Source organism: Halomonas sp. AOP7-B1-5, from assembly GCF_052353045.1.
GTDB lineage: Bacteria > Pseudomonadota > Gammaproteobacteria > Pseudomonadales > Halomonadaceae > Vreelandella > Vreelandella colorata.
Window position 1 is genome coordinate 1 of the sequence record NZ_JBQTDC010000025.1, and the last position, 13,169, is coordinate 13,169.

The 13,169-nt window shown below is 55.3% G+C and carries 13 protein-coding genes; 9 read left to right on the top strand and 4 right to left on the bottom strand.

Going from position 1 to position 13,169, the window contains the following annotated elements:
* The 3 genes from ACT3XD_RS12715 to ACT3XD_RS12725 form a co-directional block, all read left to right on the top strand.
* Positions 1 to 302 (top strand): transposase (locus ACT3XD_RS12715; protein ID WP_444280594.1); only part of this gene is annotated, 302 nt, incomplete at its 5' end.
* A 203-nt stretch (positions 303 to 505) separates the two neighbouring features.
* Entirely contained in the window at positions 506 to 874 is a 369-nt protein-coding gene (locus ACT3XD_RS12720) for a DUF3703 domain-containing protein (protein ID WP_192538375.1), read from the top strand.
* Between the two features lie 91 nt (positions 875 to 965).
* Positions 966 to 1,400 (top strand): GNAT family N-acetyltransferase, encoded by a 435-nt coding sequence (locus ACT3XD_RS12725; protein WP_192538373.1) that lies wholly within the window; start codon positions 966 to 968, stop codon positions 1,398 to 1,400.
* A 161-nt stretch (positions 1,401 to 1,561) separates the two neighbouring features.
* Here ACT3XD_RS12725 and ACT3XD_RS12730 read toward each other — a convergent pair whose 3' ends face one another.
* Together ACT3XD_RS12730 and ACT3XD_RS12735 are read right to left on the bottom strand one after the other, a co-directional pair.
* The gene (locus ACT3XD_RS12730) at positions 1,562 to 2,329 is read right to left on the bottom strand and encodes an SDR family oxidoreductase (protein ID WP_192538371.1); all 768 of its coding nucleotides are present in this window, start codon (positions 2,327 to 2,329) and stop codon (positions 1,562 to 1,564) included.
* Between the two features lie 110 nt (positions 2,330 to 2,439).
* Positions 2,440 to 2,928, bottom strand: a complete 489-nt coding sequence (locus ACT3XD_RS12735) for a TspO/MBR family protein (protein ID WP_192538369.1) — start codon at positions 2,926 to 2,928, stop codon at positions 2,440 to 2,442.
* A gap of 234 nt (positions 2,929 to 3,162) precedes the next feature.
* Between ACT3XD_RS12735 and ACT3XD_RS12740 the strand changes: the two genes are divergently transcribed.
* The 4 genes from ACT3XD_RS12740 (at position 3,163) to ACT3XD_RS12755 (ending at position 5,293) form a co-directional block, all read left to right on the top strand.
* Positions 3,163 to 3,438, top strand: coding sequence for a DUF1971 domain-containing protein (locus tag ACT3XD_RS12740; RefSeq protein WP_018918780.1), 276 nt, complete (start codon positions 3,163 to 3,165; stop codon positions 3,436 to 3,438).
* 183 nt (positions 3,439 to 3,621) lie between these two features.
* Entirely contained in the window at positions 3,622 to 3,876 is a 255-nt protein-coding gene (locus ACT3XD_RS12745; protein ID WP_192538367.1) for a type II toxin-antitoxin system Phd/YefM family antitoxin, read from the top strand.
* Positions 3,869 to 4,132 (top strand): Txe/YoeB family addiction module toxin, encoded by a 264-nt coding sequence (locus ACT3XD_RS12750; protein ID WP_192538365.1) that lies wholly within the window; start codon positions 3,869 to 3,871, stop codon positions 4,130 to 4,132. The genes ACT3XD_RS12745 and ACT3XD_RS12750 overlap by 8 nt, the downstream gene beginning before the upstream one ends.
* Positions 4,133 to 4,258: 126 nt before the next feature.
* On the top strand, positions 4,259 to 5,293 hold the full coding sequence (locus ACT3XD_RS12755; protein WP_192538363.1) for an alpha/beta fold hydrolase: 1,035 nt from the start codon (positions 4,259 to 4,261) through the stop codon (positions 5,291 to 5,293).
* Between the two features lie 96 nt (positions 5,294 to 5,389).
* Here the strand turns inward: ACT3XD_RS12755 and ACT3XD_RS12760 are convergent, their stop codons facing one another.
* Positions 5,390 to 6,349, bottom strand: coding sequence for an AraC family transcriptional regulator (locus ACT3XD_RS12760; protein ID WP_192538361.1), 960 nt, complete (start codon positions 6,347 to 6,349; stop codon positions 5,390 to 5,392).
* Between the two features lie 472 nt (positions 6,350 to 6,821).
* Between ACT3XD_RS12760 and ACT3XD_RS12765 the strand changes: the two genes are divergently transcribed.
* Together ACT3XD_RS12765 and ACT3XD_RS12770 are read left to right on the top strand one after the other, a co-directional pair.
* Positions 6,822 to 8,006 carry an efflux RND transporter periplasmic adaptor subunit gene (locus ACT3XD_RS12765; protein ID WP_192538359.1) on the top strand — a complete coding sequence of 395 codons (1,185 nt, stop codon included), beginning with the start codon at positions 6,822 to 6,824 and terminating at the stop codon, positions 8,004 to 8,006.
* 6 nt (positions 8,007 to 8,012) lie between these two features.
* Positions 8,013 to 11,189 carry an efflux RND transporter permease subunit gene (locus ACT3XD_RS12770; protein ID WP_192538358.1) on the top strand — a complete coding sequence of 1,059 codons (3,177 nt, stop codon included), beginning with the start codon at positions 8,013 to 8,015 and terminating at the stop codon, positions 11,187 to 11,189.
* 150 nt (positions 11,190 to 11,339) lie between these two features.
* On the opposite strand, the gene ACT3XD_RS12775 is transcribed toward ACT3XD_RS12770, so the two are convergent.
* The gene (locus ACT3XD_RS12775) at positions 11,340 to 13,118 is read right to left on the bottom strand and encodes a DUF4153 domain-containing protein (protein ID WP_192538357.1); all 1,779 of its coding nucleotides are present in this window, start codon (positions 13,116 to 13,118) and stop codon (positions 11,340 to 11,342) included.
* Between the last annotated feature and the right edge of the window lie 51 nt (positions 13,119 to 13,169).

The following is a 13,169-nucleotide window of genomic DNA, read 5'->3' on the forward strand; positions in this document are numbered from 1 at the left end:
CCCCAAGCTCTGCCGACCATCGTAACGGCGCAGGGCGACAAGTGTCTTTTATTATTGAGAACAAACGCTTATCCAATTACACGGACTGGATGAAGCATCGAGTTGATAGCCCGAAGGGCAAAGAGATTTACAGCCATCGAATGTCAGTCGTAGAACCGGTGTTCGGAAATATTGGCACAACGAAGGGGCTGAACCGCTTTAGCCTGCGGGGCAAGAAGAAAGTACAGGGCCAGTGGCAGCTCTACTGTCTGGTGCACAATATTGAGAAGTTGGCGAATTATGGGCACTTGGCCGCGTCATGAAGGGCTTGGAGCGGGGTATGTTGCTTTGTGAGCTCAAAAGAACATCTTCAACTGGCTTAAGCTGGGCGCTCAAGCGGCTAAATGCCGATATTAAGCTTACTCAGCCAGATGACCGGCTGGGTAAATGAATAAGAACAACAGGCGGTGGAGATAGCTCGAAATCGGGTTTTTCTACAGCCTCGTTATATCCCTAGGAGGTCTTCATGCAACGTACTTTTTCACAGCGAATAGCATCTTACGTCGAAGCAGAGCTGGCGAATGCAAAGCTGGCGAGGTCAGTCGGTGATATCCAGCAAGAGTTTGCTCATCTAGAACGGGCGCATGTGCTTGGGCAGGAATCAACTTATTGGCATGTTAAGGTGCATGTATTGATGCTGATGTGGGCAACTCGTAATCACTCAGTCCGAGAAATGTTGGGTCAGGTTTTCAGAATTGTTGGGGCTGCGACTAAAACCGTATTTGGGTTAGTACCTCAAGGCAATACAGGGGGCGCAAATGTCAGCCCATTCAAGAAAATACCAATTGCGCCTGAGTTGGCTACTTTGATTCAAAAGGCCAAGTCTGGTGTATAAGGCATACGCATCTCACGGATACCTTTTACGTCGTTCCGCTCTGTAAAAGGCACCGATGCGCTCTGCGTTATTTACTTGGAGGGAAATAACAATGGAAGTAACTATCGGTAATGATTCTGAGTTGATCAAGCTGGCTCAAGGTATCCGTTATCAGGTGTTTACACGTGAACAACAGATCCCAGCAGAGTTAGACCTTGATGGATTAGATGAGGAGTCATTCCATGCGTTAGTAACTGAAAACGGTGAACCAATGGCTACGGCTCGCCTAACAGTGAAAGAAGACGGTTCTTCTATTATGGCCAGGGTAGCGGTCAGTGAGGTATACCGAGGAATGGGAGTCGCTTCGAAAGTTGTCCAAGCAATAATTCAATATGCGCAAAATATAGGTGTCAATTTTATTGAAATCCACGCTCACAGTTACCTTAGAAGTTACTACGAAAGGTTTGGATTTGAGTTCATCAAAGAAGTAGAAGTTGTGGGCGAACATCAGTTAATTGAAATGCGGCACCAAATAGTGCGCCCGTAATGCGGCGTTATCAGTGTAATCGCCCCGAAAATCCGAAGCGGTTGTAAGTAGATAATTCCGCTAAATCGAACTCGGTAACTAATTACCGAATTTCGATCAGTAATTGTGCCTGCCTATGTAGTAATTTCTTCGTCGCCGAAGGTTACCAGTTAGCAATTGCGTCACGAGTGGTAGACCTGGCTGCGACCGCCATCGATCAGAATATCGGTGGCATTGATAAAACGCGCTTCATCGCTGGCTAGAAAAAGCGCCGTGTTGGCGACCTCATCGGCCTCACCGATGCGACGGCACGGCAGCAAGTCTATCTGGTGTTGGCGTTCGGCTTCGCTCAGGTCGGCCAGCCAAGCCTGAGCGGGCGGCGTGCGAATCAGGCCGGGTGAGATAGAGTTGACGCGGATACCATGCGCCGCATATTCGATTCCCAGTGAGCGGGTCAAACCGATCAGGCCGTGCTTGGCGACCGGGTACGGGAAGGCGCCGGGGATAATTTTGTGCCCGTGGACGGAGGCGATGTTGACGATATGGCCGTACTCGCGGGCCAACATGCCGGGTAGCGCAGCCTGTATGACCCGCCATGCGCCTTCCAGATTGATCGACAGGCAGCGCCGCCAAGTGGCTTCATCGGTTTCAAGCGGGTCTGAGAAAACGTTGACGCCAGCGGCATTGATCACAATATCGATTCGTCCCAAGGCATCGGTGACTGCCGCGACCGCGCGATTTATCGCTGTCGTGTCAGCTACATCGGCTTCCACGCCCACCACAGGGCGGCCAATTTCGCGCTCAAGCCGAGCACATTCCCTAGCCAGCGCATGGTTATCCCGGTCTAGTAGTGCCACGCTCGCGCCTTCGGAAAGAAAACGCTCAGCCGTTGCCAGACCGATGCCGCTGGCCCCGCCGGTAATGAGTGCCGTACGTTGCTTGAGTCTCATGCGTGGTAATCCCTCTATTTATAATTGGGATGATAAGTAGAGTACGTCAGGAAGCCATGGCTGCCTGTTCTTTAATAGTTATTCCGTCCAATGCCATGTTTGGCCGTTCATCACCCCAACACCTGCGGATTAAGCTGCCACACACTCCAGGTAAGCGCACAGGCTAGGCTGACCCAGGCGAGATAAGGCATTAGCAGCACACCTGCCAACGGCTTGAGCCGCCAAAACATCACCAGCGTAATTAAAATCAACACCCAGAGCGCGACCACGCCGATAAAGGCGATAGCGCCCAGCTGCCAGGCGAAGAAGAGCCAGGTCCAAAGGGCGTTAAGCGCCAACTGTATTATGAATACCACAAGCGCGGGCCGGGCGCCGGGTTCGCGCCAGGCAAGCCAGGCGGCAATGCCCATCAGGCCGTAAAGTGTTGTCCACATCGGCCCGAATAACCAAGCGGGCGGCGCCCAAGCGGGCTGTTGGAGTGATTCGTAGAAAGACGCGGCGTTGATGGAAGCCACGGCGCCTATGCCGGCGGCGATATAGGCCAATACCAGCCAGCCAATCAGGCCCAGAATCTGCTTCTTACGGGAAAGTGCACGCACGTGAGCCTCTGCTGTAAAGTATAAAAATCGTTTCAAGCTTAGTGTAAGGCAATGGGATCGGCCACGACGGCGGTTGTGAAAGCTTGCGGCTAAACACTTCGAGCGTTCCGGCTTAACTCAGGTTCACGGTGAGGCAGGCGCGGTACTTGGTGGCAATTTCCCATCAAGCATCAATCTTCTCTTTCTCGATTCTGAGCGTTCTGAATATCTAATTAGCTACAAGGAGCCGATAACATGAAAGATTTACCCGTAAATGTTTCTCCCTATAAAAGAACGCCAGAATTTACCGAAGAGAGCGTTCCCACGGGATTGTTGAAGGACCACACTACCAAAGACGGTGTATGGGGCAAGATTGTGGTGCTTGAAGGCTTGCTGGAGTACACGATTAAAGAGCCTGCACTGGATATCATCGAGCTAAGCCCAGAGCGGTATGGTGTTGTAGAGCCAACGATAAAACATCATATCAAGCCATTGGGTCCGGTAAGATTTTTTGTTGAATTTTATCGCTAATTTGCAAGCTGATGAGAACCGGCCGCTTGAATATCGTTCGCCATAAGCGTTACGGATTTTACAGGTTTAATCCTGAAGTCGGGATAGAAAAGCCAAATCGTCAAAAAAACTATGTCCCATAGACTGTACAGGTTGAGCATTCGAGCGCATACTTGTACCTTAAAATGTACATGTGGAGGTTCCATGCGAATCGTATCCTTTACAGAAGCCAGAAATGGTTTAAAAGCCGTGTTGGATAGTGTCGTTAACGATGCAGACACCACTGTTATTACCCGGCGTGATGCTGAGGATGCGGTGGTCATGTCATTGGATTACTACAACAGCCTGATGGAAACGGTGCACCTGTTACGTTCACCAGCCAACGCTGAGCATCTAAATCGTTCCATTGCGCAGTTCAAAGCAGGAAAAACAACCCAAAGAGAGTTGGTTGATGAGTAATCGCCTGCTGTCATGGACCGATGAGTCGTGGATCGACTATCTGTACTGGCAAACACAAGACAAAAAGACGCTAAAGCGAATTAATAAACTGATCAACGATATAAAACGTTCGCCCTTTGAGGGCATCGGTAAGCCAGAGCCATTAAAGGAAAACCTGGCTGGCTTCTGGTCCCGCCGTATTGATGATACCAACCGCTTGGTTTACGCCGTGGACGACCAAGCTATTACGATAATTTCGTGTCGCTATCACTACTAACACCATCATTACCGCTTTCAGCGCACAAGATACTTCAGCAGACGAAAAAGCTTAAAGGCGGCATGTCTGACAAATGCTGCCATACTCTTCCATGTCACTAAATCCATGGAAGAGAGGAGCGACACAATGGTACGTCCGGTTTTTGCACGTACGTTACTGGTGAACTGTATGGGCGCCGCACTCGCGGCTGGCTACATCGGCAGCGCCTCGGCTGAAGACGCACCTCAATACGACGGTGAACTGTCCGGTTTTGAATACGCCTACCCGGTCGAGCGGTTCGATTTCAGTTCTCAAGGCCAGGACATGCAGATGGCCTACCTGGATGTTCAGCCGGAAGAGGGCAGCGCCAACGGCCGCACGGTGGTGCTGATGCACGGCAAGAATTTCTGCGCGGGTACCTGGGAAGACACGATTGAAGCGCTGCATGATGCGGGCTATCGCGTCATCGCGCCGGATCAGGTGGGCTTCTGCAAATCGACCAAGCCTGAGCATTATCAGTTTAGCTTCCACCAACTAGCGGCCAATACCCAGGCGCTGCTGGAAGATCTTGATATAGATGATGTGACCGTGATGGGCCATTCCATGGGCGGTATGCTGGCTACACGTTTTGCGCTGATGTACCCGGAGCAGACCGAGCAGCTGGTAATGGTTAACCCAATTGGGCTTGAGGACTGGAAAGCCCTCGGCGTGCCTTACCAGAGCATTGATGAAGGGTATCAATCCGAGCTTGAGAAAACCGCTGAGGGTATTCGCGCCTATCAGGAAAGTACCTACTACGTGGATACCTGGGAGCCTGAGTACGACCGTTGGGTAGAAATGCTGGCGGGTATGTATGCTGGCGAAGACGGGGAACTGGTCGCCTGGAATCAGGCGCTGACGTCAGACATGGTCTTCACTCAGCCGGTGGTTCATGAATTTGATCAATTGCAGATGCCTACGCTGTTACTGATTGGCGAGAAGGACAACACCGCCATCGGCAAGGCGCAAGCGCCGGAAGATGTTCAGGAAACCCTGGGCCGGTACGATGTGCTGGGTGAACAGGCCGCTAACGCCATTCAGCAGGCAACGCTGGTCGAATTTCCAGAGCTTGGCCATTCGCCGCAAATTCAGGAACCCGAGCGTTTCCACGAAGAGCTGCTTAAAGGTCTGGAAAGGCTTTAACGCTGAGATGCATGTTTGAAAACAGCGTCAGCGCCTGAGTGACCTGAAGTGGGCAGGCGCGGGGAGCTTTAAGCGCCTTGCGCCTGTCAGCCTTAATCAAGCGGTCGCTGAGGCTGCCGCGATGCCTCTTAGCTGGCTAACATCGGCACGTGGTGGGGCGCCAAACATGCGGCTATATTCGCGGCTAAAGTGGGAAGGGCTTTCATACCCCACCCGGTAACTGGCGGTGGCCGCTTCCAGCCCCTCGGCCAGCATGAGTCGCCGGGCTTCGTGCAGGCGAAGCTTTTTCTGATACTGCAGGGGTGACATTCGGGTGACTTGCCTAAAGCTGTGGTAAAGCGTCGACTCGCTCATATTGGCAGCCGCTGCCAGTTCGCTGATCTTCAGGGGCTGGGTAAAGTGCTCTTTAAGCGCATAGATGACCCGCGCAATCCGATTCGCCTGAGAATCCGAGGCGGTAAACCGGCGCATATGAGACCCCAGGTCGCCCATCAGGGCTCGATAGATTAACTCTCGACGAGCCAGGGGGGAGAGCACCTTTATATCTTCCGGTGTGTCGAGCAGACTTAATAATCGATAGAGCGCGCCCTGCATCCGGGCATCCATGGGAGCCGACGTTAAGCCGCAGTCCAATTTGGAGCAGATGACATCGCTCCCCGTGGGCAGTGCCTTGTCGCCCAGTTCGAGTATCAAACCGGCGACTTCCTGAGGATCCACCGAGACCTTAACCGCCAGATAGGGCTGCTCTGGCGTGGCATGGTCAATTCTACCTACCACAGGAAGATCAATGGCGCTCGCCATATAGCTTGGGCCGCTGTAGACGAACTCCTTGTCTCCCAATAGCACGGTCTTACTGCCCTGAACCACAAAGCATAGGCACGGCTCATAAACGGCACAGTGAAAACTGGTAGGGGCGTCAGCGCGTATCAGTTGGACCTCGGCAATTGCCGTATCCTGCAGTGCTTCCAGGGGGGACCAGCGCCGCACGACGTGGCTCAATTGCTGTGGCAGGCTGTCGCTGAAATGGGTGATTTGCTCAGGCATGATAACGGTCAATGGCTTTCCTCCTTAACAGATTGCAGTATATGCCTACGCTTCAGGAACCGAAGGCTTTTCGTTGGGTTTTGCAGAATTAGGCAATCACCGCGTTGAAATCGGCAACCCTTGCCGTGTGTCATTAAACAGACACAATGCATAGAGGCGAAAACACACTGCTATCTTGATTCTCCAGCCTTGTTTAGCGACTCACGCCTCACGACAGAATCAGGCAATCATGCCGCAGGAACGCGCTACCTGACATTCGCTCGTCTCGCCTATCGTGAGTGACGTTTGATGGGCATGCCTTTCTGTTCAGCCTCTTCATGCCACCACCCTCGTCTGTCGCTCTCTCGCAGCTTAACCGACGCGTTAAAGCCAGCGCGGTGCGAATCTGTTTACGGGCCTATTCAAGAACGTACACAAGCACGTAATTAAAAACGTAATGAACAATCTAGCTATCGGAAGCCGGTGGCCATTGGAGCAAGTAATCATGGGAAGCCTTTTACAAAGAACCCGTCTTGCAGGCGGCCGGGCGGTGATCCTGCCTCTGCTGCTAACGGCCTTGCTGTCAGGATGCGAGGCTAAGAGCGAAGAAGTGTCAGCGCCTGCACCACCGCCACCGGAAGTTGATGTGGCAGAAATCGTGGCTCAACCAGTGGTGTTGAGTGAGTCGTTCACCGGGCGCGTAGAGGCCGCTGAAACGGTCGAGTTAAGGGCGCGGGTGAGCGGCTATATTCAGGAAGTTGCTTTTGAAGAGGGCGAGTTGGTAGCCCAAGGGGATCTGCTGTTTCTGATTGATCAACGCCCTTATCAGGCGCGTGTTAGCGCTGCTCAGGCAGATCTTGCCCAGGCCAGAAGCCAGCAGGCGCAGGCGGGCAGTGAAGCCGAGCGTGCCCGAGTGTTGCTGGGTCGCAAGGCTATTTCTCAAGAGGTGCACGACCAGCGTCAAGCCGCCATGAATAATACGCGTGCCATGGTGGATGCCGCGCAAGCGGCGTTAGATATCGCCGAGCTTGACCTTGAGTACACCCGCATTACGGCCCCGGTCAGTGGCCGCGCCGGTCGGGCAATGGTGACCCGCGGCAACCTGGCCAATGCCGATCAGAGCTTATTGACCACGCTGGTGAGCATCGATCCAGTCCACGTCTATTTTGAGGCTGACGAACAGGCCGCCTTTGCCAGCCAGGCACTGCTGGTCGGTGACGCGCCGAACAGCCTGAGCATTGAGCTGGGCGGCGACCCTCAGCGGCAGTACAAGGGAACCCTGGACTTTATCGATAACCACTTAAACCCCAATACGGGCACCCTGCAATTCCGGGCGGTGTTAGCCAACCCGGATGGCCGCATCCGCCCCGGGGAATTCGCACGGGTCGACATGCCGGTCGCGCGTTTAGAGCAAGCGTTACTGGTGGACCGCAAGGCGGTATTGACCAATCAGGATCGCCGCTACGTCTATGTCCTCGATGAAAACAACCTGGCAGAGCGGCGCCAGGTAACCACTGGGCGCCAGGTGGGGCAACAAACAGTTATTACCGAAGGGCTTAACGCCGGTGACCGGGTGATCGTCAACGGTGTACAAAAAGTGTTCTTCCCCGGCATGGAAGTGAGCCCGCAAAGCGTAGCGACTGCGCCGGCGGCTGATGCCCAACCCTCCATTGCTGCCAGGGAAGAATAAACCGCCATGAACTTCTCACGTTTCTTCGTGGACCGACCGATTTTTGCGGCGGTGCTGTCGATCATTATTCTGGCGGTAGGGCTGATCTCCATTCCCAACCTGCCGATCAGCGAATACCCGGACGTGGTGCCGCCCTCCGTGGTGGTGCGCACGGTTTATCCTGGCGCTAACCCGAAGGAGATCGCCGAGACGGTCGCCACGCCTTTAGAAGAGGCCATCAACGGCGTCGAGGACATGATGTACCTCAAGTCCGTGGCGGGCTCCGATGGCGTGCTGCAGATGACCGTCACCTTCCGCCCAGGCACCGATGCCGAGCAGGCCGCCGTTCGTGTGCAGAACCGCGTCAGCCAGGCGGAAGCCCGGCTGCCAGAAGCTGTGCGCCGCCAAGGCGTTACCACCCAGAAGCAGTCACCGACATTTCTGATGGTCGTTCACCTGACGTCTCCCAGTGGGGAATACGACACCCTCTACTTACGTAACTATGTGCGGCTGAATGTGCGTGACCGCCTGGCACGGATCGAGGGGATCGGTGATGCGCAGATATTCGGCGGCGGGGATTACGCCATGCGGGCGTGGCTGGACCCCGACCGCATAGCCGCCCGCGGCCTGACCGCCAGCGATGTAGTGGGGGCCATGCGTGAACAGAACGTGCAGGTCTCCGCCGGGCAGCTAGGGGCCGAGCCCATTGAGGAGAGTGACTCCCTAACGTTGATCAACGCCCGTGGGCGACTGGAAACGGTTGAGGAATTTGGTGACATCGTACTAACGCGTGGCGACAGCGGCGAAATTCTCAGGCTTTCTGATGTGGCGCGGCTGGAAATGGGCGCCGGGGACTATACGCTGCGCTCACAGCTGGATAGCAATAGCGCGGTGGGTGTGGGGATATTCCAGGCACCAGGGGCCAATGCGCTGGAGATTCGCGAGCAGGTAATCGCCACCATGGACGAGCTTTCCGAGCAATTCCCGGAAGGCGTGGAATATGAAGCGGTCTACGACACCACCATCTTCGTCAATGACTCCATCAAGTCAGTGATCGCCACCCTGCTGGAAGCCGTGCTGCTGGTGGTGCTGGTTGTCACGCTGTTCCTGCAGACCTGGCGCGCCTCTATTATTCCATTACTGGCGGTACCGGTCTCGGTGATCGGCACCTTTGGGGCGCTCTACCTGCTGGGTTACTCGATCAACACGCTGACCCTGTTTGGTCTTGTGCTGGCCATCGGTATCGTGGTGGACGACGCCATTGTGGTGGTGGAAAACGTCGAGCGGAACATTGAGGAGGGCTTAAAGCCACAAGCCGCCGCGCATCAGGCCATGCGCGAGGTCTCCGGCCCGATTATCGCCGTAGGGCTAGTGCTGTGTGCGGTGTTTATTCCCATGGCCTTTCTGTCGGGGGTGACTGGTCAATTCTATAGCCAGTTCGCGGTGACGATTGCCATCTCCACGGTGATCTCCACCATTAACTCGCTGACCCTGTCGCCCGCGTTGGCAGCCATGCTGCTCAAGCCCCATAACGCCCCCAAGGATCGCCTCACCCGCATCATCGATAAGCTGTTTGGCTGGATTTTCCGTCCCTTCAATCGCTTTTTCAACGCTAGTTCCAACAAGTATCAGGGCGGTGTGGCTCGCTCCCTGAAGCACCGTGGCGCGGTATTTGTAGTCTACGCGCTGTTGCTGGTGGGCACCGGCGTGATGTTCAAGGCGGTACCGCCAGGGTTTATTCCGGTGCAGGATAAACTCTACCTGATTGCAGGCGTCATTCTGCCGGAAGGCGCGTCTCTGGAGCGTACCGACCAGATGCTTCAGGACGTGGTGGATATTGCCATGGAGACTGAAGGCGTTGAGCACGCTATAGCCTTTCCTGGCTTGAATGCGCTGCAGTTCACCAATACCTCCAATACCGGGGTCGCTTTTCTTACTCTCAGCGCCTTTGGTGAGCGCACCCTTGGCGCCGCGGACATTAATGCTCGCATCAATCAGGGCATTGGCGGTTTGAAAGAGGGTTTTGCGTTCTCCTTCATGCCGCCGCCGATTCTGGGGCTGGGCAACGGTTCTGGTTTCCAGCTGTTTATCGAGGATCGCGGTAATCTTGGCTATGGAGCCTTGCAGGAGGCCGTTAATCAACTCCAGGGCGCGATTGCCCAAACGCCTGGGTTGGGGTTTCCTATCAGCAGCTATCAGTCTAACGTGCCTCAGTTGGATGCAGAGGTCGATCGGTTGAGAGCCAAAGCCCAGGGCGTGCCGTTGACTGAACTCTTCGACACCTTGCAGACCTACCTTGGTTCGACCTATGTGAATGACTTCAACCGCTTTGGTCGCACCTGGCAGGTCATCGCGCAGGCGGACGCCCCTTATCGGGCAAGCGTGGAAGATATCGCCAAACTGCGTACCCGCAATGACCAGGGTGAGGTGGTGCCGATTGGTACGATGGTGAATATCAAACAGACCTTCGGTCCGGACCCGGTACTGCGTTACAACGGTTACCCCGCCGCGGATCTCGCCGGAGAGATCGACCCACGGGTGCTCTCTTCTGCCCAGGCGATGGACGTTATCAACGCGTTGGCAGAAGACGTGTTACCTCCGGGTATGGCATTGGAATGGACCGACCTGAGCTACCAGCAATCCACTCAAGGCAATGCGGCCCTGGTGGTCTTCCCGCTATCGATTCTGCTGGTATTTTTGGTATTGGCGGCACTCTATGAAAGCTGGACGTTACCATTGGCGGTGATTCTGATCGTACCGATGTCGATGCTGGCCGCTCTGATAGGCGTTTGGTTTGGCGGGGGTGACAACAACATCTTCGTACAGGTGGGGCTGGTAGTGCTGATTGGCCTGGCGTGTAAAAACGCCATCCTGATCGTGGAATTCGCCCGGGAGTTGGAGCTGCAGGGCAAGGGTGTAGTGGAAGCGGCCTTGGAAGCCTGCCGGTTGCGTCTGAGGCCTATCATCATGACGTCGATCGCCTTCACTGCGGCGGTGTTGCCTTCGGTAATCGCCACGGGTGCGGGCGCCGAGGTACGGGCGGCGCTGGGTACCGCGGTGTTTGCAGGCATGATCGGCGTCACCCTGTTTGGCTTGTTCCTGACCCCAGTGTTCTACGTGGTGCTGCGTAAACTGTCCGGCCCTCTGGTCAGCCATCACAGCCCCACGTTAGAAGCCCCAGCTTACCCAGCCAGCCATTCCTGAATGGCAGGAATAACGACCGGGTAGCGCTTGGGCGGGCCAGCATAGAGCTTGGGCGAACTAACGTAGGAGAAAAGGGCGAAAGGCTCACTCAGTAACTGAACAGACAAGCACAGCGGGCTATTCCCGCTGTGCTTGTCTGTTTTCATCAGGCTAAAAAGAAAGCTGCTGCCGGGCATTTTCAATCGTCGGTCGCAGATTATAAAGGCAGCTACCGCTTCGGTAGACATCGGCGGGCCCAGTAATACGTTCCAGATCATCCGTAGTCGGAATCGTTTGGCACGTCTGATCATCTTGCGCCTGAGTGGCGCCGAGTAGCATCAAATGGCCGAACAACAGCCAGTTGCCATCCCGTTCGCCATACGCATTGCCCACCGCGCTATAGGGTTCAAAAATGAGCCACTGGAAGGGTGTGTCGCTGCTTACTTGCAGGGTCTGGCAGGGTTCCGTCTGGCTCAAGCAGGTGGAGTTCTGTTCAACCAGCAGGTTCAGCAAGGGCTCGGGAAGTGAGGCGCCGTTAGGGCTTGCCTTGAACTGCTGGGCGACGTCATTCAGCTCTTGGGTATCCACCAGCGGTTCCTGACTCCAGCGCTCGGTTTGCTTGAGCGAAAGCTCGATACGTCGGGCCAACTCAGGCTGCGACTGGGAAAATTCGCTCTCCACCAGGGTTTGTAAGGCCAGGGCGCCTGGCTGGCCGAGCTGAAAGCGCAAATAGTCGACATCAAAGGCCTCTGCCGTTGTGCGGCCATCCAGCAGTCGCTTGACCTGATGCTCGGCAACCCACTGGCGCATATCCGCAAGCGGCGTGTTAACCACAATCAACACAATGGCCACCAGCAGGGCCAGGCCGACGTTGGCGCGCTGCAGAGCGGGAAGCGCTGCTCGGCGCCGCCAGAGCAGAAGCACGCTGTAGCTTAGAGTAAACGCCGCGGTTAGCGCTTGCAGCAGGGCGGCCCACAGCCTGTCCAAGCTGAGGCCATATTGATCAATACGCAGCCAGAGCGCCCAGGCGGCCAGCACGCTACCCACCGGCAGCAATACAACGGCTAGTAAGATGACGCGGCGCAGCCAGGTTGGATAGGGGGATGGGCCATGTGTTTGATGAAAGACAACGTTGAAGAACAGCAGCAGGGTCAGCATCAGCGCCATTAATATGGAGGAAGCGCTGCCCGTATCCCACACGGGCTGCACGCCGGTGAAGGGAAGTACGGCAAAAAACAGCAGAATGATAAGCGCCACCAGCGGCAGTAATGCCTTGATAAGCGCCTCACCCATCTGCCGCACGCTTTGAATCAGGCGAAAGCGGTTGCGAATCATCACCAGCGTCAAACCCATCACCAGCCAGGTAGCGGGATAAATAAACATGGGCTCGCTGAAAAGCGTTTCGAAAAAGCCTAGGCCAATAGCGGCAAAGAGCGCCGCCCCCAGCCATAAAAGGCCCCAGAACACGCCAATAAATAGCGCCAACTGGGCAAGCGTCAGAACGAATTCCCAGGAGTAATTTAACAGCGGTGAATAGGCAGTAGGCCAGGTTCTGCTGACGGCGCTGCTACGAAAAAACAGCGCCAGGATGAATAGCGCCACGCCGAGCGCCACGCAAAAGGCAAACGTGAACTGATGCCGCGCCCACGGCTGCTCGGGCGTCTGTTCGGCCCAGCCAAGGTGCCAACCCAGCCAAAACAGCAGCGGGGCCAGCAGTAACGGTAGAAAATTGAGGCGATCATGCAGCCGTTCCATGCTGATCAGATAAAATGCGGGTAGAGCGAGCGTTACCGTATAAAGCGCTTTGAGCCAGCGCAGATCAGCGGTCACCCAGTGCTCGTGGTCGATCGCCAGATGAAGCGCCAACAGCGCAACGCCCTGCATAACGGCAAGCAGAATCAAGCCAGTACTAGTGGCTTTGTCCAGCGTATTCGGTCGATTGTCATCCATGGCAGCTCTTCGCAAGTTGAGTCAGCGTGAGGCCATCTGGTCAGGCCGTGA

Bases quoted from the DNA above. Each gene is read 5' to 3' on its own strand.
- ACT3XD_RS12745 (WP_192538367.1), top strand. From the start codon at position 3,622: ATGCGAATCGTATCCTTTACAGAAGCCAGAAATGGTTTAAAAGCCGTG.
- ACT3XD_RS12775 (WP_192538357.1), bottom strand. From the start codon at position 13,118: ATGGATGACAATCGACCGAATACGCTGGACAAAGCCACTAGTACTGGC.
- ACT3XD_RS12765 (WP_192538359.1), top strand. From the start codon at position 6,822: ATGGGAAGCCTTTTACAAAGAACCCGTCTTGCAGGCGGCCGGGCGGTG.
- ACT3XD_RS12725 (WP_192538373.1), top strand. From the start codon at position 966: ATGGAAGTAACTATCGGTAATGATTCTGAGTTGATCAAGCTGGCTCAA.
- ACT3XD_RS12755 (WP_192538363.1), top strand. From the start codon at position 4,259: ATGGTACGTCCGGTTTTTGCACGTACGTTACTGGTGAACTGTATGGGC.
- ACT3XD_RS12730 (WP_192538371.1), bottom strand. From the start codon at position 2,329: ATGAGACTCAAGCAACGTACGGCACTCATTACCGGCGGGGCCAGCGGC.
- ACT3XD_RS12720 (WP_192538375.1), top strand. From the start codon at position 506: ATGCAACGTACTTTTTCACAGCGAATAGCATCTTACGTCGAAGCAGAG.
- ACT3XD_RS12750 (WP_192538365.1), top strand. From the start codon at position 3,869: ATGAGTAATCGCCTGCTGTCATGGACCGATGAGTCGTGGATCGACTAT.
- ACT3XD_RS12740 (WP_018918780.1), top strand. From the start codon at position 3,163: ATGAAAGATTTACCCGTAAATGTTTCTCCCTATAAAAGAACGCCAGAA.
- ACT3XD_RS12770 (WP_192538358.1), top strand. From the start codon at position 8,013: ATGAACTTCTCACGTTTCTTCGTGGACCGACCGATTTTTGCGGCGGTG.